The sequence below is a fragment of the Rhizobium sp. 05L429 genome (genome assembly GCF_056397645.1).
On sequence record NZ_JBFTNV010000004.1, the window covers coordinates 41,760 to 61,737 of the forward strand.

General features: G+C 60.5%; 21 protein-coding genes. 6 read left to right on the top strand and 15 right to left on the bottom strand.

Annotation, left to right across the window (positions count from 1 at the left end; genetic code table 11):
- Window positions 1–114: 114 nt before the first annotated feature.
- Both AC1DNW_RS05005 and AC1DNW_RS05010 read right to left on the bottom strand, forming a co-directional pair.
- Window positions 115–1,050, bottom strand: coding sequence for a flagellin N-terminal helical domain-containing protein (locus tag AC1DNW_RS05005; RefSeq protein WP_113307651.1), 936 nt, complete (start codon window positions 1,048–1,050; stop codon window positions 115–117).
- A gap of 172 nt (window positions 1,051–1,222) precedes the next feature.
- Window positions 1,223–1,477 (bottom strand): DUF982 domain-containing protein, encoded by a 255-nt coding sequence (locus tag AC1DNW_RS05010; protein ID WP_113507724.1) that lies wholly within the window; start codon window positions 1,475–1,477, stop codon window positions 1,223–1,225.
- A 241-nt stretch (window positions 1,478–1,718) separates the two neighbouring features.
- Here AC1DNW_RS05010 and AC1DNW_RS05015 point away from each other — a divergent pair, with 241 nt between their 5' ends.
- Window positions 1,719–2,450 (top strand): Crp/Fnr family transcriptional regulator, encoded by a 732-nt coding sequence (locus AC1DNW_RS05015; protein ID WP_113307649.1) that lies wholly within the window; start codon window positions 1,719–1,721, stop codon window positions 2,448–2,450.
- Between the two features lie 26 nt (window positions 2,451–2,476).
- Here the strand turns inward: AC1DNW_RS05015 and AC1DNW_RS05020 are convergent, their stop codons facing one another.
- Both AC1DNW_RS05020 and AC1DNW_RS05025 read right to left on the bottom strand, forming a co-directional pair.
- Window positions 2,477–2,971, bottom strand: a complete 495-nt coding sequence (locus tag AC1DNW_RS05020) for a sigma-70 family RNA polymerase sigma factor (protein ID WP_113307648.1) — start codon at window positions 2,969–2,971, stop codon at window positions 2,477–2,479.
- Window positions 2,972–3,141: 170 nt separating this feature from the next.
- Complete coding sequence (locus AC1DNW_RS05025; RefSeq protein WP_477852135.1) at window positions 3,142–3,537, bottom strand: response regulator; 396 nt, start codon at window positions 3,535–3,537, stop codon at window positions 3,142–3,144.
- Window positions 3,538–3,743: 206 nt separating this feature from the next.
- Between AC1DNW_RS05025 and AC1DNW_RS05030 the strand changes: the two genes are divergently transcribed.
- Window positions 3,744–4,100, top strand: coding sequence for a VOC family protein (locus AC1DNW_RS05030; protein ID WP_113307692.1), 357 nt, complete (start codon window positions 3,744–3,746; stop codon window positions 4,098–4,100).
- Window positions 4,101–4,133: 33 nt separating this feature from the next.
- Here the strand turns inward: AC1DNW_RS05030 and AC1DNW_RS05035 are convergent, their stop codons facing one another.
- The 3 genes from AC1DNW_RS05035 to AC1DNW_RS05045 form a co-directional block, all read right to left on the bottom strand.
- A complete protein-coding gene (locus tag AC1DNW_RS05035) occupies window positions 4,134–4,715 on the bottom strand; it encodes a GTPase domain-containing protein (RefSeq protein ID WP_113307646.1) in 582 nt (193 codons plus the stop codon).
- Window positions 4,716–4,928: 213 nt separating this feature from the next.
- Window positions 4,929–6,284, bottom strand: coding sequence for an extensin-like domain-containing protein (locus AC1DNW_RS05040; protein ID WP_113307645.1), 1,356 nt, complete (start codon window positions 6,282–6,284; stop codon window positions 4,929–4,931).
- Between the two features lie 201 nt (window positions 6,285–6,485).
- On the bottom strand, window positions 6,486–8,054 hold the full coding sequence (locus AC1DNW_RS05045) for a peroxidase family protein (RefSeq protein WP_477835151.1): 1,569 nt from the start codon (window positions 8,052–8,054) through the stop codon (window positions 6,486–6,488).
- 509 nt (window positions 8,055–8,563) lie between these two features.
- Between AC1DNW_RS05045 and AC1DNW_RS05050 the strand changes: the two genes are divergently transcribed.
- On the top strand, window positions 8,564–8,947 hold the full coding sequence (locus tag AC1DNW_RS05050) for a DUF4440 domain-containing protein (RefSeq protein ID WP_113307644.1): 384 nt from the start codon (window positions 8,564–8,566) through the stop codon (window positions 8,945–8,947).
- Between the two features lie 34 nt (window positions 8,948–8,981).
- Here AC1DNW_RS05050 and AC1DNW_RS05055 read toward each other — a convergent pair whose 3' ends face one another.
- From AC1DNW_RS05055 to AC1DNW_RS05065, 3 genes are all read right to left on the bottom strand, one after another.
- Window positions 8,982–9,311, bottom strand: coding sequence for a hypothetical protein (locus AC1DNW_RS05055; RefSeq protein ID WP_113307643.1), 330 nt, complete (start codon window positions 9,309–9,311; stop codon window positions 8,982–8,984).
- The gene (locus tag AC1DNW_RS05060; RefSeq protein ID WP_113301521.1) at window positions 9,308–9,727 is read right to left on the bottom strand and encodes a hypothetical protein; all 420 of its coding nucleotides are present in this window, start codon (window positions 9,725–9,727) and stop codon (window positions 9,308–9,310) included. The genes AC1DNW_RS05055 and AC1DNW_RS05060 overlap by 4 nt, the downstream gene beginning before the upstream one ends.
- Window positions 9,728–10,091: 364 nt before the next feature.
- A complete protein-coding gene (locus tag AC1DNW_RS05065; RefSeq protein ID WP_113307641.1) occupies window positions 10,092–11,912 on the bottom strand; it encodes a methyl-accepting chemotaxis protein in 1,821 nt (606 codons plus the stop codon).
- Window positions 11,913–12,210: 298 nt separating this feature from the next.
- Between AC1DNW_RS05065 and AC1DNW_RS05070 the strand changes: the two genes are divergently transcribed.
- The 3 genes from AC1DNW_RS05070 (at window position 12,211) to AC1DNW_RS05080 (ending at window position 13,819) form a co-directional block, all read left to right on the top strand.
- Window positions 12,211–12,597, top strand: coding sequence for an acyl-CoA thioesterase (locus AC1DNW_RS05070; protein ID WP_113301523.1), 387 nt, complete (start codon window positions 12,211–12,213; stop codon window positions 12,595–12,597).
- A gap of 4 nt (window positions 12,598–12,601) precedes the next feature.
- Window positions 12,602–13,186: a hypothetical protein gene (locus AC1DNW_RS05075; RefSeq protein WP_113307640.1), complete on the top strand. Its 585-nt coding sequence runs from the start codon at window positions 12,602–12,604 to the stop codon at window positions 13,184–13,186.
- Window positions 13,187–13,324: 138 nt separating this feature from the next.
- Window positions 13,325–13,819, top strand: coding sequence for a hypothetical protein (locus AC1DNW_RS05080; RefSeq protein WP_113307639.1), 495 nt, complete (start codon window positions 13,325–13,327; stop codon window positions 13,817–13,819).
- A gap of 90 nt (window positions 13,820–13,909) precedes the next feature.
- On the opposite strand, the gene AC1DNW_RS05085 is transcribed toward AC1DNW_RS05080, so the two are convergent.
- From AC1DNW_RS05085 to AC1DNW_RS05105, 5 genes are all read right to left on the bottom strand, one after another.
- Window positions 13,910–15,082 carry a DUF1501 domain-containing protein gene (locus tag AC1DNW_RS05085; RefSeq protein ID WP_113507735.1) on the bottom strand — a complete coding sequence of 391 codons (1,173 nt, stop codon included), beginning with the start codon at window positions 15,080–15,082 and terminating at the stop codon, window positions 13,910–13,912.
- A gap of 110 nt (window positions 15,083–15,192) precedes the next feature.
- Window positions 15,193–16,722 (bottom strand): DUF1800 domain-containing protein, encoded by a 1,530-nt coding sequence (locus AC1DNW_RS05090; RefSeq protein WP_477852139.1) that lies wholly within the window; start codon window positions 16,720–16,722, stop codon window positions 15,193–15,195.
- Between the two features lie 120 nt (window positions 16,723–16,842).
- On the bottom strand, window positions 16,843–17,196 hold the full coding sequence (locus tag AC1DNW_RS05095; protein ID WP_113301528.1) for a DMT family protein: 354 nt from the start codon (window positions 17,194–17,196) through the stop codon (window positions 16,843–16,845).
- 81 nt (window positions 17,197–17,277) lie between these two features.
- Window positions 17,278–18,465, bottom strand: a complete 1,188-nt coding sequence (locus AC1DNW_RS05100; RefSeq protein ID WP_113507737.1) for a GGDEF domain-containing protein — start codon at window positions 18,463–18,465, stop codon at window positions 17,278–17,280.
- A gap of 200 nt (window positions 18,466–18,665) precedes the next feature.
- Complete coding sequence (locus tag AC1DNW_RS05105; RefSeq protein WP_113312285.1) at window positions 18,666–19,919, bottom strand: MFS transporter; 1,254 nt, start codon at window positions 19,917–19,919, stop codon at window positions 18,666–18,668.
- Window positions 19,920–19,978 lie beyond the last annotated feature (59 nt).

Below are 19,978 nucleotides of genomic sequence, written 5' to 3' on the forward strand. Positions count from 1 at the left end.
CTGCCACAACAAGCTCCATGTCATTCTTCCGCCCTCGTGCCTGCACGAGGAGGGAATGAGGACCTGCTAAACCTCTACGTTCTTCACGCTGCGCCTCGTTAAACTGCACCCAGTTTAACCGCGGAACAGCGACAGAATGTTCTGCGGCGCGCTGTTGGCGATGGAGAGCGATTGCACGGCCAGCTGCTGCTGCGTCTGCAGCGCCGACAGCCGGGATGACTCCGCCTCCATATTGGCATCGACCAGCCGGCCGACGCCGCTGTCGACGGAATCGCCGAGCTTGGAGACGAAATCCTCCTGCATGGCGATGCGCTTCTGCAGCGAGCCGAGCTCGGAAGCCGTGGCAACCATCTGGCCCAACGCCTGCTCCACATCCTGCAGCGCGTTGCCGATGCCGCCTGACGTGGTGAGCGTCGTGATGTCGAGCGCGTAGACCGACTGGCCGGATAACTTTCCAGCACTCGTGCCGAGTATGCCCTCATTGAGATTTTCGAGGCTGCCGCCGGTCGCCCAGGCACCGAACATGGTATTCGAATCAGTGAGATTGCTGCTCCTGGCAACGTAATCCGTCAGCGTCACCTTCACGTTGCCATTGCCGTCGCGCACGAAGGAGGACACGACCGAGCGGGTCGTCAGGTCGATGGCGATCATCCAGTTCTCGCCGGAGAAGGAGGCCGATCGGGCGATGCTCAGCAACTGATCCTGCAGCTGGTCGATCTCTTCCTGCACCTTGCTTTTGTCGACGCCCTTCTCCGAAGCGGCGACGAGCTTTGCCTTGATCTCGCTTACCACGTCCACGGCGCTCGACATCGCGGTATAGGCCGTGTCTACCTTGGCCGCACCAAGGCCCAGTGCATCCGAAACTGCCGAGAGCGCCTTGTTGTCCGAACGCATGGTTGTGGCGATCGACCAGTAGGCGGCGTTGTCGGCCGCCTTGTCGATCCTGTATCCCGAGGAGACGCGATGCTGCGTATCCTGAAGGCTGCCGTTCACGTTGCGAAGTGTCTGAAGTGCGCCAATGGCGGAATTGTTCGTGATGATCGACGACATCAAAAGCTCTGTTATTCAACGAGAAAGCGATCATTGGACAGGAGAATCGATGCGTCATGCACCCGGAAGATGAAGGAACTTATCGGCGGAACAGGGTTAACAATTCCTTGCTAAATTACCTCTTGATTTGATGGCCGACCACACCACCTGCCCTCATCAGGCGACGGCAATGTCAGGCTTCGTCCTCACTCGACCAGTTGACGCCTGCGGCATCCGCCGCTTCGATGAAGGCTTCCCGCGCCTCGTCGGGCAGAAGCTGGCCTTCCGAGACGGCCGCGAAGGAGGCCAGAGCATGCTCGAAGGCCAGACCGTGGGTGACTGGCCATCTCTCGGCAAGGAGCGCTGCCGCATGGCCCGTACCACGCACGGTAATCGGGTTCACCTGGCCCGGAAGCCGGATATGCAACGGTGTGGTCCAATCTGACATGATGAATAGCGGGCTGCCCTGGATCGACTGTTTCCGCGCAGCGAACGCGGCGACCAGAACAAAGTTCCGGCCCAAGCGCTCCAACTGCCTCAAACAGGATCACCATTTGGTGACAAGTCTGGAGCCTCCGGAGCGCGTAAGTTGAACGGCGATAGCCATTCCCACCAGAATCACCGCCGAATTCCGCTGCGACCGGGAACTTCAACGACAGTCCGGAGTCTTGAGACTGAAGAGGAAGATCATGGACAAGGCGCTTTATACGGTGGGCAACAACATATTGCTCGGAAGGATGGACGAGGAGGCCAGACGGCACCTCGCCCCTTACCTGGAGCCGCTTGCCCTGCCGCGGGGCTTTGCGCTTTCTGCCCTGGGTCAGCAGGTGAAACATTGCTATTTCATCGAGGACGGCATTGCCTCGATCATCGCGAGATCGGCGGGCGAACGATCGAGCGAGGTCGGCATTGTCGGGCGCGAAGGCATCGTGCCGCTGACGCCGATCCTAGACAGCACGCACGCGACCTTCGACATTTTCATGCAGGTGGAAGGGCACGGTTCGCGCATCGCCGTGGACCCATTGCGGGAAGCGCTGGAGGTCGTGCCGTCGCTCCGCAGGCTCCTGAACCGCTATGTCCAGACCTTCATCGTCCAGGCGGCCTCCACCTCGCTTGCCAATGCCAATCATTCCATCGAGGCGCGGTTGGCGCGATGGATCCTGATGTGCCACGACCGCCTCGACGGCGACCACATCGGCCTCACACACGAGTTCCTGGCCCTGATGCTCTCGGTAAGACGTGCCAGCATCACCACCGCGCTGCATGAGCTGGAAGGCCGGCAACTCATCTGGTCGGAGCGGAGCATGGTCGCTGTCCGCAACCGGACGGGCCTCGAAGAATTTGCCGGTGATTCCTATGGTCGCGCTGAGCAGGAATATCGCCGGCTGATCGGCGAACTGAAACAGCGGGATACCGTTTAGCGATTATAGGCTGGCGATAATGCGGCCTAATGATAATAGCCGATATCGTGCGCAATGCGTTGGCGGGCGCGGTTCACCCGGCTTTTGATGGTGCCAACAGGGCAATGGAAACGGTTCGCCGCTTCCTCATAGGAGCGCCCGTCCACGAAGACGAAGGAAAACGCGGCGCGGTATGGCTCCGGCAGGTGTCCGCAGGCAGCTTCCAGCTCATGGCCGCGCAGATGCCATTCCTGGTCGGCCGGCACGCTACCCTGTGATGAGACGCACTCATCCGAACCGAGCGTTTCGCGCTGTTCGATCCGGAAGCGCGTGCAGAAGGCATTGCGCATGATCGTGAACAGCCAGGACTTCATCCTCGTGCCCTGTTTGAACTGCTCGATATTGCCGAGCGCCCTGACGAGCGTTTCCTGCACAAGATCGTCCGCATCCGTGGATGTCCGGTAAAAAGTGCGGGCAAATGCCCTGAGCGCTGGAATGAGCGTGACCACTTCCGCTTGAAGAATTTCGGGGGAATGTTTCATGTCCAGCTCCCTGGCCCTCGGTATGGAGGGCCTCGATACGGATAACCCTTAATATCGAGGGTCTCCGATGCTCAGGGAAAGGGATGCAGCTCCTGTTCGTTCCATAACCTGATGTCTTGGTACGATACCGCACAATAGGCATGCTGACGGCATTCGAAGCCGGGCGAACCTCAGTCGCCGTTTTCGCGCGGTGCAAAGAGCGCCTTGGCGATCTCGGCAAGTGCGGTGAGGCTCTCGGTGAGACGGTAGCCACCGTATTTCGCGGCAATATCCGCGTCGACATGAGACAGCGCAAAAACAAAGGGTATTCCGGCATCCTGCAGCCGCTCGGCGAGCGGAAACACCGTCTCGCCCTCGAGGCGGATATCCAGAATGGCGCCGTCGATCCTGATAATATTAAGCAGCGCCAGGCCGATCTCCACTGACGACGCAGGCCCGACGATGACGACGCCGGCCTGCTCCAGCGCAAGCCGCACTTCGTCGGCAACCAGATCACCGCTCTCGACAATGAGCAGATGCTTTCCCGCCAGGAGCCTGAGATCGCCGATCTCCATCCATCCCCGCAATCGCCTCATCCCCCGGGATCATGCCCGGGATCAGGCTGAGTGTCCCTAACTGCTCACCACGGCAATGGTTTCCGGCGCAAGTCAGGATATCTGGCGGGCTTGTGGCAAGGCAGACAAAATCGGCCTGTTCCGGCCGGACGCGCCATGGCAGACTCCGCCGCGAGTGCCTTGCAGGCGCATCGAACGAGACGTCATGGGAGGCTGTCGTGCCACTGAACCGATTGGTGATCTATGCTGGCGATATCGAGGAGACGGCCACATTCTACGAGACGCATTTCGGCTTCAAGCCCATGCAATTGCCTGGCGACCGGATCGTCGAGCTGGTCTCGCAGGATGGCGGCGCCAACATCATGCTGCATCAGGCCGCAAAGAGGCAGCGCAGCGGCCAGTCAACCGTCAAGCTGGTTTTCGATGTCAGGGATATCGAGGCATTCTGCGCCGAATGCGCCGGAAATGGTTTGATATTCGGGCCGGTCCACAAGGCGGACGGCTATGTCTATGCCAACGCCAAAGACCCGTGCCAGAATCCGATCCAGGTTTCCAGCAGGGCCTTTCGGACCTGATGTTGAGGACGTGCTGAAGCGTCGGCCGCGCGTTTAGCTGCGGAGGTGGCTCGAGAGAGCCTGCACATGCCGATGAACAGCATCCGCACTCACCTCTGCCGACATGGCGGTGACGTCGAGGTTGAGCGTATTCGCATGCTCGGGGTCGAGCACCTCCAAGGTCCCGCTCCGCTCCCGCGAGGCCTCGGCATTCACCGATTTCAGCCGCTCGCGCCGTTCCGGTATCGCGACACGCCGCGCCAGCTCCTCCGCCTCGCAGAAAAGCCGCACCGGCACCAGCAGCGATCCCCGCTTCTCGGCGGCATCGGCAATTTGCCGGAAGGTGCGATGGCTGCGCTCGTCGCCCTGAATGCCGGCATGGGTGAAGATGAAATTGTCTGACGGCGCGCAGAAAGTCACGATCGTATCCAGCACCGTCTGCCGCACCCTGCCCGTCTGCTCCCATATCTCCGCCGGCAGCGGCTTTGCCGGATCGTGGTCGAGGACGCCGAGCACTGGATTGTTGACCCAGTGATTGTCGATGATTTTCGCTGAAAACAGTGGGCTCAGCCGCTTGGCGATGGTGAACTTGCCCGTGCCCGGAAAGCCGATGAGCAGGAGGAAAATGCCGGTCATGATGGTGCGACTTTGAAAATATTGCTTACGCTATGCCGGCAATCTGACCGCTTGTGCCGTCGTCTGCAAGGGCTTGCGAGAGCGCTTTAATTTCGAAGGGCTTCTGTCAGTCGAACCAATTTTCGATGTCGCGCAAATCTTCTCAAGGACGCGCAAGCTGTCGCCGCGATCTCGGCACCATCGAGGTCACGCAGACCTTTTCCTGATGTCAGCCTATTTGCAGACACCTCTTCCGCTTCTGCGCGACATGAGGTCGAAGTGGAAATGGTTCCAATGCTCCGGATTGTAACCCGGGCCAAGAACCGTGTTGAAATATTTGCAGCTGTCGCTGCGCACGGCCTTGAGCAGCCGCCCTTCGCGGAAGGAGAACAGGCCCTTCTTGCGCACGTCGATCTCGTGGCCGTCCTTCAGCACGAACTTGCCGACATCGATGGCGTTGCCTTTGGCATGTTCCGAAATCGGATTGTATCGCTGGCGGCTGTTATTCATGCGCCGGCAGGAATAGCCGCCGAGCGGCTGGATGGTCTTGATACCGGTCCAGTAACGGAAGCGGGCCGAGGGGGCGAGTTCGTTCTTCACCCATTTGGCAAAGGCGAGTGTCACCTGGCAGTTCAGGACCACCGCCGGCTTGACGCCGATATTGCCCGAGAGGCCCTTCAGCGACACCGGATAGGGCACCTGGCAGGAAGGCCCGTTGGAAATCGGCGGGCGATCCTCGAAGATCACGCCCATGCGCTTCAGCTCACGCCGGCATGACAATTCGGAAGACGGCATGACGCCGGGATCGACGGGCGCTGCCGGCTCGCTCATCATCGGATTGTTCGGCCGCAGCATGGCGACTTCTTCCGGCTCGTCCTCTTCGGGCACGCGCGTCGGGGCGAGAACCGGGCTGCCGTCATTCCATGTCTGCGCGCGGTTGCCCTGTACAGCGCGCATCGGCGCGCGGTTCATTTGCGCGGCGGCAACCGGCTGCGGCATGTTCCGCTGATTGAGCTGGGTGGGATTTTCCGTGCCGATGCCGTCGACGACAGGCTCGGTGGCATTGCCCTCGGCGATCTGCTGCTGTTGCTCCTGCGCCAGGCCGACGACCGGCTGATTGCCTGGCCCGGCACCGAGCTCCTCATCCATGTTGACACCGCCCTGGGGAACGGCGAGCGGCTGCACGCCTCCCCAGTTGCCGTTAGATGCCTGTTGCGGGCTCTGTTGCGCCATGGCTTCATCGCTATCGATCATCGGCAGGCGCCGCTGCCCCTGCTGTGTCATGCCTAAGGGCTGGGATTGCTGCGCCGGAGAGCGCATCTGCTGGCCTGAGCCAGCAAGGTTCGGCGTATCGAGATAGTCGATCTGCCCCTGCGTATTGCCGACAGGCGCTCTCGCGACGGGATAGGGTTGCTGGCTCTGGACCGGCGCCATGCGCACCGCGCCGTGCGCCGGCGTAATGGAACTGACGCGCGTGCTGCTATCGACATTCTCGGGCGGCACCAGCCCATCGCTGATCGAACAGGTCGTCAACGCCGTGGAAAGCAGGACTGGCAGGGCGATACGCCGGAGAAGGGAGATAAACGCCATACTTATCGCTTCCGCATGCGGTTTGTGATCGGAAAACCTCGATTCAAATTTAATTAAAAACGGTGAATGAAAGCTTTACGTGTGGAGGATGACCGATCAGGAGCGTTCGCACTCGTCAGAGAGGTATCTGCATGCCGGTAGGAATGATGGCGGCGTATCCCGTAGCGCAAGCCTTGCTTTGGGCAGCGCCGCCACCCAAGCCTACCCGTTCGTGAAATTGATCAGATCCGCAATCGTGAAATGCCCCCTCTCCTTACCCGGCAATGTCGGCCGCCATTTCGGCCATTGCGCCAGGAAGGAATGGCGATCTTCCGCGATGAGGCCGGCGATGACCTCGGCGATGATCGTGCCGCCGACGGGTCCGAGATGCTTGCTGTCGGCTGCTATCTCCGCCTCGCGCAGGATATAGAACCACAGCGGCGCATTGCCCTCGAAGATACCGGGATTCTGTCTCAGCACCTTGCCGCGCGCCGCTTTCACATCGGCATCCTCGCTGTCGAAAAGTTGCTTGTCCGTCAGCGCCTCCATTTCCATGTGCCGCGCGACCGCCTGCCCCGACGGCAGGCCAAGCCGCCAACCGCGAAGCAGGTTGAGAGCCGCAAGCGCCCTGCGGATCTTGATCGGCTCCTGCTGGTGATCGGGCAGGCTTGTCAGCGGATCGACCAGCAGCGTATCGATCTTGTAGGAGGGCTGCGGCAGCACGGCGCCTGGAGGCGGCGGTCCATCGGGCGTGACCCCGTCGAAGAAGAAGGACCAGTCGATCGCCCAGAAGCCGGGCAACTCGCGAAAACCGTTCAAATTCGCCAGCGGATGCTGCGCCACATCCATCAGCGAGAAGATCGGAATACGATTGAACGTCGCCTGCTTGCCGTTGAACGGCTGCTGCACGGGATTAGGCGCCTTGACGATCCTGTTCAGGGAGTAGCTCGGCCGCACCATGGAATGACCGTAGCGATAAGCGGCAACCGAGAATTCGACAGGGATGAAAGCGTAGCGGCCCTGCGGATTGTAGAAGCGGATATTGGGCTTTTCGCCCTTGCCGACGATGACGCGCTCATATGTCTCCCGGCCGATGATACGCCGCAGAAAATCATGCAGCACGATCCACTGATAGTGCCAGCGCACCGTCTGCTGACAGAGCTCGAAATCACGAGTGCCGAGCGTATCGACCACCTTGTTGTGGAACCTCAGGAAGGTGGTGTGGAGCTGCGAGACGATGACATTCTCGTCGTTGCGCTTGTCGCCGAGCAGCGCACGGCGGATCTTTGCGGTGTTTCGCGGCAGGTCGGGACGCTTCTTCCGCGCCTGGTCGAAATCCTTGTCGTCCCCGAGCAGCATGTGCAACTGGTCCTCCTCATAGAGGAAAGGCTGGTCCGACGGTCCCGAGCCATAGACCGAATCGAGATCCAGGCGCGGCGTGCGAAAGTCCTGCAAGGCATCGGGGTCGTTGAAGCGATCGAGCGATGAGGCCGGATCGAAGGTAATGTCGTGATCGAGAAACTGGCCGAAATAGGTAAAGCCGGCCGGAATGGTTGGGTTCTCGTCTTCCGGCTCTTTCTCGTTGAGCGCCACATCGACAGGCTCGTGCTTCTCGATCTTCTCTGCGAACTCCCCCTGAAACATCGTCTTTGCGAGATCGACGAGCGCGTCCTCGGTATAGGCGGCGGACGGCAGGTTGCGGAACATGCGCCCGAACCTCTGGTCGCGAACGCTCGATTGCGCGACGTTATCCATGCCCCTCACGGGCGAACCATGCTTGCTCTGGGCCATTTCGGGCCTCCCTCGGTTACAAAGCTGGAATGCGATGGCGAAAATCTAGGTTTCCGTATGCACGTTGGCAGCGATGAGATTGAGTGGCAGCGGCTGGATGCGGATGTGTGCAGGCGGCGGATAGTCATTCGCCGACCAAAAATTGCGGGAAATAGACAACGGCCGCAGCAAGGCGGCCGTGACAATGGTCTCGGATATGTATGGGATGCGGAGAAGTGTACTGGCTTTTATGTCGGTAGCAATCGCTGCCCTGATATCTCGCCTCTCAAGTACAACTTAGATTAAGCATATCGGCAGGGTGTTTGCAATGATATTCTCCTTGTACTTGAATATATGACTCCTGATAAATCATTTTGCTCAGTATGTTATTCGCGAAATCGTCAAATTTCACAGGCAAGGCCTTCCGATGACTGCAACTATCGAACGATCAGGAAAGTGTCAGCGCCGGCAGCAGTTGCAGCCTCATGCTCCCGTCGCCGGGTTGTCGGCAAATCTTGGGAAGAGATGAGATGAGCACCATCGAACCCGGCATTGACGAGATCCGCGCCCGCGAAGAAGCCCTGCACCGCCGGGATGTCCGCCATTCCAGTGATGCGCTCGAAGAGCTGCTCGCCGAGGGTTTCCACGAGTTTGGATCGTCGGGTCGGGTCTACAGCCGCGATGTCGTGATCGAGTTCCTGCTGCAGGAACAAGACAGCGCCGAGGACGGGGAGCTGCAGTCCGCCGACTACGCGCTGACACCGATTTCAGCCGATGCGGTGCTGTTGACCTACCGCACATGGCGCAGGCAGGCGGACGGATCAGAACGGCATGTGCTGCGCAGCTCCATCTGGAAACATGACGGAGGAAGATGGCAGCTGCTCTTTCATCAGGGCACGCCGACGCGGGCGTAGGCGGAAGGTTTTTTGAGAACGGCTGCAGACAGCCTCAAATCAGCGGGAAACCAATCGCCCCGTTTACAACCTGCGCGACTGCGCCAAGCGCAGCATCAATAGCTCGTTGCGCCGTGATGAGGCCGATTCCCTCAATGGTCAGAAACACAGCGCGAGCTGCATTCTTATGCATCTCCAGAAGCACACTGGCCTCTGCCTTCGACACCTGCCCGGTCACGTAGAGCTTGGTGATCTGCGCGAGCGTCTGCGCCAGCTTCTTGGCTTCGCCTTTCGCATATTCCTTCACGGTGGCCCAACCGTCTTTCAGGATACCCTTGAACGCCTCAAGAATGGATCTGCCGAGTCCGGCGACGTCGAGGCTCATGATGCTCCTCCTCCGAGCTTCTTCTTTTCCAGCTCCAGTTTCAGTATTGCGCCGAATTCGATATCGAACAGCGATTTGATTGGCCCGACGAAAACCGGGTTGAAGGCGGAGCTGCCGCGATCGGCCGCTTCCACTGTCGCGCCATATTCAACCCGACAACTAACGCTGACATCGATACCGTTGGTCTGAACCGTATGCTTCTGCGCATCCGTCAGCGGCGCCGTCACGCAGCCTTTGTGCAGCAGCGTCATGTAAGCGAAATTCTCCTTGATGAGCTTGACCTGCTCGACCGTCAGGCTGTTCGCATTGATCGACTCCGTCCTGATCTCCAGGGAGTCGAGATCGACCGCCGCCTTCTGATAGAAATGCTGATTGGCAGAGAAGTAACGATCGCTGCGCGAAGGCGACGAACTCATCTTCACCAGAAAAGTGTCGATGTCTTTCTGGAGTTGCGTGGCCGCAGCGTCCGTCTGTTCGTCATAAGACGATATCGTCGATATACACGAAGAAAGTGGAAATGTAATGAAAACGACGGCAAGACTTCTTAGAAGAAAGCCCATCATAAACACCAAAAACCGAACCAGATGAAACGCAATAAAACTTTAAATTTCACTTAAAGTAAAGTGCAATCATATACTGACGCAAAGCGAATTTGTGTCCAAAAAAACCTTGCGCATTGCGCCGATATGACCCCGATATTTTGACTGGAATTTCCTTGCGACAAAAGAAACGGGCCACAGCGAATAACACTGTGGCCCGATCGTTACGCCGCCCGGGTCCTTAAGCAGCCCGCTCGTACCGAGCACCCTGCGCTGCCTGCCCTCGCAACCGGAACTTCGACAAGAGCGACCGCAGCTGCTGGCTCTCTTCCGCCAGCGTCTGGCTCGCAGCCGTCGTCTCCTCGACCATCGCGGCATTCTGCTGGGTCATCTGGTCCATGTGGTTGACGGAAGTGTTGATCTCATGCAGCCCCGTCGCCTGTTCCCGGGCCGCGGTGGCAATCGAGTCGACATGGGCGTTGACGCGGTTGACGAGCGCCTCGATCTCGACCAATGCATCGCCGGTGGAGCGCACCAGCGCCACGCCACCCTGGACTTCCGTTGCCGAGCTCGAAATCAGCGCCTTGATCTCCTTGGCCGCATTGGCCGAGCGCTGCGCCAGTTCGCGCACTTCCTGAGCCACGACTGCAAAACCGCGACCGGCTTCACCGGCACGTGCGGCCTCGACGCCGGCGTTCAGCGCCAGGAGGTTGGTCTGGAAGGCGATCTCATCGATAACACCGATGATCTGGTTGATGCGGCTCGAACTATCCTCGATGCGGCTCATGGCCGAGACGGCGTTGCGGACGATCTCGCCGGATTTGCCCGCGCTCGTCTTGGTTTCCGCCACCATATTGCGAGCCTCGTTGGCGCGTTCGGAGGCGGTGCGAACCGTCGCGGTGATCTCGTCGAGGGCGGCTGCGGTCTCTTCGAGTGCTGCAGCCTGCTGTTCGGTGCGCTTGGAAAGATTACCGGTCGCCTGGCTGATATCCCGGGCGCTGTCATTGACGATGTGGCTCGATTCCGCGATCGCGTTGATGACGCCGTTCAACGCATCGACCGCAGCATTGAAGTCGCTGCGAAGCTTGGCATAATCCTGGCCGATATCGTCGATCGCAACGGTCAGGTCGCCGGCAGCAAGCCGTTCCAGCCCGGCGCCGAGCGCCTGCATCGCCGCAGTCTGGCGTTCGGAGGATGAGCGCAGGCTCGCCTCGTTGCCGCGACGTTCGCCCTCGATCTCCTGCTGGCGCTCGTCCTCGCGAACCCGAAGCTCGGCACGCTCGGCGACGGAATCGCGCAGCACGATCAGCGATTTCGCCATCTGGCCGATCTCGTCGCGCCGGTCGGCATCGGTGATATTGACCGAGGCATCCTCATCGGCAATTGCATTCATCGCCGTCTTCAGCCGGGCAACCGGCGAGGTAACGCTGCGCACGATTGCATAGGCGATGGAGAGCGTAGCGATGGCGCCGAGCAGGCAGAGCGCCGCAGCCCATATCGCATTCTGGCGGTAAAGAGCAGCAAGGTCGTCTGCATAGACGCCGGTGCCGACGATCCAGCCCCAGGGCGCAAAGCCCGCCACATGCGAATATTTCAGGACCGGCTGATCGGCGCCCGGCTTCGGCCAGTAATAATCGACGAAGCCCTGCCCGCTCGCCTTCACCGTATTGACGAATTCGACGAACAGGAACTTACCGTTCGGATCCTTGTTCTGCGACAGATCCGTGCCGTTGAGCTCAGGCTTGACCGGGTGCATCACCATGGTCGGATGCATGTCGTTGATCCAGAAATAGCCGGTGCCGCCGCCGTAGCGCATGGAAGCCATCACTTCCTTGGCAGCAGACTGCGCCTGCTCGCGGGTCATCGTGCCCGCCTGCTCCAGCTTGTAATATTTGTCGAAGATCGCAAGCGCCGTGGCGTCCATCTGCGCCAGACCGGCTTTGCGCTCGGCCTCGAGCTGGCGATAGGAATAGTTGAGGAAGAAGATCATCGTTGCGGCCAGCACGGCAAGCGCGAAGGCGACGAGGCTGTAGAGGCGGGTTGAAATCCTGATGTTGCGCATGGGGTTCCGGCGGCTCTCATATGTGACAATGAGCAGATACTGATGGAGGCCGCTTACCGGACGGTAAAGCTTGATTAGAATATGACGAAATAACGTAACGTGAGGCAATCAGGCGCAGCACCAACCTTAGATCAAGCACTTGAATTCGAACCAAATTTTAACGGCTGGGAATTTTGCGCAGCCGGCGGATATTTTTTGCGGGGCCGCCCGGAACAGCCGGTTTTGCGGGCCTTCGCACCGCCCGGCCTTTGCATTAGGGTGATTCCAAATGAATCACCGGCCAGATGAGGAGCCCTTGATGACCGATGCCGCCAAGCCGACAGGCGAACTGACCTTGCGTACGCTCGCCATGCCCGGAGACGCCAATCCGGCCGGCGATATCTTCGGTGGCTGGGTCATGGCGCAGATGGACCTTGCAAGCGGCATCCGCGCCGCCGAGCGCGCCAGGGGTCGTGTGGTGACGGCCGCGGTCAAGGAAATGGCCTTCGAACTGCCGGTCAAGATCGGCGATACGCTGTCGATCTATACCGAGGTGGAGCGGGTCGGCCGCACCTCCATCACGCTGCGCGTGGAAGCCTGGGCGCACCGCTCGCGCTATAACCAGCAGGAAAAGGTCACCGCCGGCACCTTCATCATGGTGGCGCTCGACGAAGACGGAACACCCAAGGTCGTCCCGCAGGAGTGACATCATGCAGGCGGCGGCGACACCGGAGGTTTACGTCTACATCCGCACCGTGATGTCGATGGTCATCGGCCTCTCGCTCGCCCGCCTGCTGACCGGCCTCGGCGGCATCGTGCAGTCGCCCGGCAAGTTCAGGGTCTACTGGGTGCATCTCGGCTGGGTCGCCTCGATGTTCCTGTTCATCATCCATTTCTGGTGGTGGGAATATCGGCTGCAGTCGCTCGCCGTCATCTCCTTCGGCGTCTACCTCTTCCTCATCAGCTTCTGCTGCCTGTTCTTCTTCCTCTGCGTGCTGATCTTCCCGACGACGATCGAGGATTACGGCGGCTACGAGGAATATTTCATCTCACGGCGCAGATGGTTTTTCGGCATGCTGGCCGTGACCTATGCGGTCGATTTTCTGGATACGCTGCTGAAGGGGAAAGCCTATCTGGCAGCACTCGGGTGGGAATATCCGCTGAGGAATGCCCTCTATATCGTCCTTTGTATTGTCGCGGCGTGGACGGCGAACCGGCGGTTTCATGCGGTGTTTGTCAGCGCGGGACTCATCTATCAGATCACCTGGATTTTCAGGCTTTACGATTTGATTTGAGGAAAAAAGCCCCTCCCCCTTGCGGGGCGGGATTTGGGGCAGGATCTTCAAAAACAATGCCGCCCCTCGACCAGCTTCGCGCAAGTACAGGCAAGCATTGTCCGGCGCATCAGGATGATCCGGATCAGGAGACTACCCATGCGCATCGATGGAAGCACGCCAAGCTATTCCGCGTTTTCGACCCAGAAGAAGGGCGCAGCCGGCGGTTCGGCTTTCGCCGCCAGCCTCGACGATATCGGCCAGCCGGTCGATCAGGATACGTCCGAGGGCGAAGAAGAAGGCGGCTCCTACGATTTCACCCACATGACGCCAGCCGAAATGCGCGATCTCACCGGCGATCTCTATGATTCCGGCGATCTCGACCTCGCACAGGTCCTTCAACTGCAACTGTCCGGCGTGCCGCTCGGCAAGGTCGGGCCGAACGGGACTCTCATCCCCTTCTCGGACGCTGAAAAATCCGCCTACGACAATACCTCGCGGGATTTCCTCGGCATTGCCAGTAACGCCGTCGACAAGATCGAAACTCAAGGCCGAGCCAGCGACCCGACTTCGGGCTATCAGAGCTGGCAGGGCATTCTTTCCGTGCTGAATAGCCTTCAGGTCAATGGCGGGGCAGAGGATGAGGCGATCTGACCGGTCGGCTTTTCAGCTTCCCGGTGTAATTTGAGAGGGATTGGCGCGCCTACCCTCTCACTTTGCGTTCCAGCTTCAGGGTGAGAGCGCTCAAGCCCGCAAAAACTGCGATCCCTTGTCGAAACTCAGCCCCGGGAAAATCTTCCCCGTCAGATCCTCCGCCGACACATCGAACTGCCGGTAGAGCATCGCCGCAGCAAGCTCGCGCACATCCGCCGTCGGCATCAGGTCGCGGTCGTCGAGCAGACTGCCGTCTGCGAGCCCCGGCCATTTGCCGAGAATCCTGCCGCCATCGATCGCACCACCAGCCAGCACTGCACAGCCGCCTGTGCCGTGATCCGTGCCGCCGGACCCATTCTCGCGCACCGTGCGGCCGAACTCCGTCATGGCAAGCACCACCGTCTTCGACCACAGATCGGGACCGAGCGTGACCTTCAGTGTCGTGATCGCCTGCGCCAGATCCTGCACCGGCCGCTTGAACTGACCGAGCTGGCCGACATGCGTGTCCCAGCCGGTGATCGAGAAGCTGGCAATGCGGTAATCGCCTTTCAGCATGTTGCCGGCAAGGGCCGCCACATCGGTGATCTTCTCGCCGCGCTGGCCTGTCGGCTCAGCCATCATGGAGGCGCTGTTGGCCCGCATCGCCTCGTCCATTGCCTTGGCGAAAGCCGGATCGCCGGCATAGAGCCGCATCAGGAATTGCATCTCATCCTTGGCCGGCCCGAGATTGGAGTCCGACGCCCAGACATCGACATTGTTCGGCCCGGTCAGGATCAATTCGGTGGAGGTGTTGACGTCGATCGCCTTCCTCGCATCCGAGCGCGGGATGACGGCCAGCGCCCGGTTCAGCCAGCCGGTCTTTTCCTCTGCCACATGCTCGCCGCCCGATTCCAGCATGTCCTGCCCGTCAAAATGGCTGCGCTGGTCGCGATAGGGCGTGGAGACGGCATGCACGAAGGCAAGCTCCTTCGCCTTCCAGAGCGGCATGAGATCGGCCGCCGCCGGATTGAGCCCGAAATGTCCGTCGAGATCGATGAGCCCCTTGTCCGGCGTCAGCGAGAGCGTCGGCCTGAAGGCCGCAAAGCCGGCATCGCCATAGGGCTGCACCAGCGCGAGCCCGTCCATCGCGCCGCGCAGCACGATCGTCACGAAGCGCTTGTCGCCGGGCATCGCCGCAAAGGTGACGGGCGTGAAAACAGGCGCTGCGGCCAGGCAGCAGGCGGAAGCGAGGAAACCGCGGCGGGAAAGCGTAAACTCTGTCATGACGGGCTCCTAAAGCAATTCCAGCAAAAGTGCTTAAGTGGTTTGCGTCCGGAATTGCGTGAAAAGAGAGAGATAGAGGATGTCCGTATTTTGAAGAAAACGGAGATCCTCTATCGCCGGTTGAATTCGGGAGAAGCGAGAACCAGCGTCAGACCACTGGTCCTGTTCGGCGCCTGCGAGACGACACGGATCGTCTCGTCGCGGGCGGCATCGGCCAGCGTCGCCTTCAGGAATTCGCGCGGATCGACATCCCTGCCGAACTGGGCGCTGGCGCGCCGCGCCCATGACAACCGCTCGGAAAGCTGGCTGGCGGTAATCCAGGCGGAGAAATTCTCCTCGAAGCCGGCCGGGCTCGGCGGCAGCCATGTCGGCTGGCCCATGCGGCGAAGAGCGCCCTGCCCGAGCGAGCGCGCCATCTGGAAAGCCTTGCGACGCTTCATGCGCGCCTCGTCGTCAGGGCTTGGCGGCGCCTGCATCATCGCCTGTCCGTCGGTTGCGGGCGCCGCATCCTTTTTCGGCGTCGCCATCATGTCGTCGCTGTCGGTATCGTCCTGCCGATAGGCCTGCATGAAGGCGGCGACATCGCCGGTGTCAGCACCGCTGTTCAGCGCCCGAAGCCCGGTGACGATATAATCAAAAGGCTGGCGCGCCTTGGCGCCCTCGTCCCGCCAGGCGGCCGGGTGGTTGAGCATGGCGCGGTAGACGGCGGACAGTTCCCCATCCGTTTTCTTCCACGCCTCGCTCATAGCCTGGATCATCTCCTGCGGCGGCTGGTCGGAGATGAAATGCACCGCGAGCTTGCGGCTGATATGCTCGGCCGTTTTCGGATTGACCGCGAGATCGTCGAGCATGGCAAGGTAATCCTTGCGCGTGCGCTTCGCCCCGCCGTAGCTCACACCAAGCACCTCATGTTCGCCAGGCTCGGAGATCTGCGGCCGGAAGGCGGTCTCCATTTCCTCCTGGTCGACTGTCAGCCCGGTCAGCACCATGGCCGCCGAGCGCACGTCGGCTTGCGTGTAACCGCTGCCGGCGCCGAGTGTGTGCAATTCCAGAAGTTCGCGGCCAAGATTTTCGTTCAGCCCCTTGTTGCGCCGCATGCCTCCCTTGGAATCCGGCCCCAGCGACTGCGCCTGATCGAGATAGATCAGCATGGAGGGATGCTCGGTGGCGCTGCGCAGCAACGTCGCGAACTTGCCGCCCATGTAAGGACGGATCGCTTCGGCCTCGTAAAGCGGTACGATCAGCCGCATCGGCAGGCTCTTGTTGGCGCTGGTGGAGAAATGATTGGTCCAGAAAGTCGCCAGCCGTTCGTTGAAACCGTCGGGCGAAAGCACCGATTGCATGAGCCGTGCATTGGCATCCATCTGGAAGAGCATTTGCGCGCGACGCTGCAGGAGCCGCCGCTGCTGCCGGCGGGCGAGATCGTCGCCATCGGCCTGACGGATCTGTCGCAACCGGTCCTGCAGATCGAGGATCGCAGTATGCCGCGCCTCGACACCGCCGACCGGAAAGCCCGGCACGATATCCGCGCCGCGCATCACCTGCCCGATCAGATCATCCTTCGTCTGCGGCGGGGTCTCGCCCGGCCGCAACCCGTAACCGAAACGGATTGCCGCCATCGTCGGAAAAGACAGGCTCATGACCGTTCACCTCCTCATCACCTGATGGTGACAAGGTCTCAGCCAATTGCGACGGCAGGGTGTAGGAAATGCGGCGATTTCCCGACATGGACGATTTGTAATCTGTTGAAATCGTTGGATTCAACCCCGGAAAATGAACGAAGCACCCACCGCAATCAGAGCAAAGCCGATCGCATGGTTCCAGGTCAGGTTCTCACCAAGCCAGAAGACCGAGAAACCCGAGAACACCAGCAGGGTAATCACTTCCTGCATGGTCTTCAGCTGCGCCGTGGAATAGACCGCCGAGCCCATGCGGTTGGCGGGCACTGCAAGGCAATATTCGAAGAAGGCGATGCCCCAGCTGGCGAGGATGGCGAGGAAGATCGCGCTGCCCTTGTGTTTCAGGTGCCCATACCAGGCAAACGTCATGAAGACATTGGAGACAACGAGCATGATCACCGGCCAGAAGGCGGCCGGGTTGAGCGAAAAGGGCATGGGCTGATCCTGTAGCAAATACTGAAATGGGTGGAAACGCACCATTTACCGGAGGTTTCCGGGCAATCAAGACCCGATCGCTCAGCAGCCGTGCTTTTCGGATGCGCGATAAAGACGCGGTCCGGACATGTCGCTGGGGGGCTCGCCTTCGACCATCACCTTGTTGCGTCCTGCCTCCTTGGCGGCATAGAGCGCCTTGTCGGCCCGGGCGATCTGCTCATAGAGGGAATGATCGGCCGAACTGGTGCCGGCGACACCGAAACTTGCGGTGATCTTGCCGTCGAAGCCGATCGCCTTGCGGTCGGCGCCGGCAAAGGCAAGCCGCACCCTGTTGGCGAAATCCGCGCCCGAAACCAGCGGCGTTGCCGGCAGGAAGGCCACGAATTCCTCGCCGCCGAAGCGCGCCGCAAAGCCGCCTTCCGGCAGCCGCAACTGCAGCATCTCGGCAAAGGCCTGGATGACAGTATCACCAGAGCCATGGCCGAAGGTGTCGTTGACCCATTTGAAATTGTCGATGTCGCAGATGATGACAGCGCCTTCGGTGCGCCCGTTGTCGGCCACCATCCTGTCGAAGCCGCGCCGGTTCAGCATACCCGTCAGCGGATCGCGCTCGGCGGCATCGCGGTGCGCGTTGATCATATCGAGTGTGGACGCCGCAAGCGCGGAAAGCGCAAACATCAGAGCGAAAACCGAGGCGCCCACCTGCATGAAGAAGGCATATTGCGAGGCAAGAAAACCATCAGGACCACCATAGGAGGGCGCGATGAAAACCAGGACGGCATTGCGGACGAGGATTTCGGCAACGACGAGGCCGGAGACGCCAAGCAGCACCCGGTCGGCTCCGTGGCGGATGCGGCGCAGGCTCTCGATGATGCCGAAGGTCAGGAGAGCGGCGCAGCCGAGATCGTCGAGCAGCAATTCGGCCGGAATGCTTTCGGCAACCAGCGACGAATAGAGGATGCCCGCATAGGTCACCAGCGTGAAACCAAGGCGCCAGCGCAGATAGGACGGCCGCCCGAAGCGGGCAAGCAGCGCGCCGCCATAGAAGAAGAAAGCCGCAAGAAACAGGGCATCGGCAATCAGCGAGGCATACTGGTCCGTCAGCGCACCCGCCGTCAGCGGCATCAAAAAGGCAACGGCGGCAAAGAGATAACCCGGCCCCCAGAGCTTCGCCTCTCGCGACCCGAACCGGCCGACAATGAGAAACGTGCAGCCGAAGGTCAGCATCATGACCGGTAACAGGAAGGCGAAATTTTCGGTAGAACCCATAAATCCTCGCGGCGGGACGCAATACATGACCGGCGCTCAGGATACGCTAGGACTATGACCTTAAAAAAGGAGAAACCGGCCGGGCCTAGAAAATCGTACCAGAATTAAGCATTCGCGCGGACACACGCCCCAATGAAACAGTCAACGCGCAAGGAAAGGCCGGCAGCTTTCGCCACCGGCCTTCGTAGCCACGGGCAGCGCTAGATTCTCATCGCGCCACGCGGCTCTTCGGCTTCCTCCATGCCGAAACGCACATCCTTCTTCTCGTGGCCGAACCAGGAGAGCACCGCGACTACGACGGCAACTAGGGCGGCTACTATGACCAACGCGCTAGCGTAGTCACCGTTCCAATGAGACGCCAAACTCGCCTGCATCGTCGCATTGCCCGAGGCCAGCAGATTGCCGAGCTGATAGGCGAAGCCGGGGAATGTGCCGCGCACTTCGTCGGGAGAAAGCTCGTTGAGATGCACGGGCACGATGCCCCAGGCGCCCTGCACGAAGAACTGCATCAGGAAGGCGCCGATCGCGAGCAGCACCGGCCCCGGCGCATAGGCCCAGAGCGGGGCAATGGGCACGGCGATCAGCGCGGCGATGACGATCGCTCGTCTGCGGCCGATGCGCTGCGACAGCGCCCCGAAGAACAGCCCGCCGAGGATGGCGCCGATATTGTAGACGATGGCGATCGCGCCGACTGTATAGCTCGAATAGTTGCGCTGGGTTTCGAGGAAGGTCGGGTAAATATCCTGCGTGCCGTGACTGAAGAAATTGAAGGCGGTCATCAACAGCACCGCCCATATGAAGAGCGGAATGTTTTCGCGCAACACCGTCAGGAACGGCCGACCACCACCCTGCTGCTGGCGTTTCAGGAAGGCCGGGCTCTCTTGAACGCTGCGGCGGATATAGAGCACCAGCAGCGCGGGCAGAACACCGACGAAGAACATGCCGCGCCAGCCGATGACGGGGAAGAGCAGGAAGAACAGCAGCGAAGCAAGCAGATAGCCGGAAGGGTACCCCGCCTGCAGGATACCCGAGACGACGCCGCGGCTTTCCTCCGGCACAGTCTCCATGACGAGCGAGGCGCCAACGCCCCATTCGCCGCCCATGGCGATGCCGTAGAGCGCGCGCAGCACCAGGAACATGGTGAGGCCGGTCGAAAAACCGGTGAGGAATTCGAACAGTGAATAGAGCATCACATTCACCATCAGCGTGATGCGCCGCCCGTATCGGTCTGCCGCAAGCCCGAAGATCAGGGCGCCGAGCGCCCGCATGGCAAGGGTGAGAAAGATCGCCACGGAGACCGTGGGAACGTCGGTGTGAAACTCTTCGGCGATATATTTGAGAACGAAGACGAGAATGAAGAAGTCGAAGGCGTCGAGCGTCCAGCCGAGATAGCTGGCGATGACGGTGTTGCGCTGCTGCGGGGTGAGCGCGCGCAGACTTGCCAATGCGGACATATGCGTTTCCTCCGTCCGAAAGCGGCGGCGAGGCGGGGCAATTCCGGATGCCGTCGGAA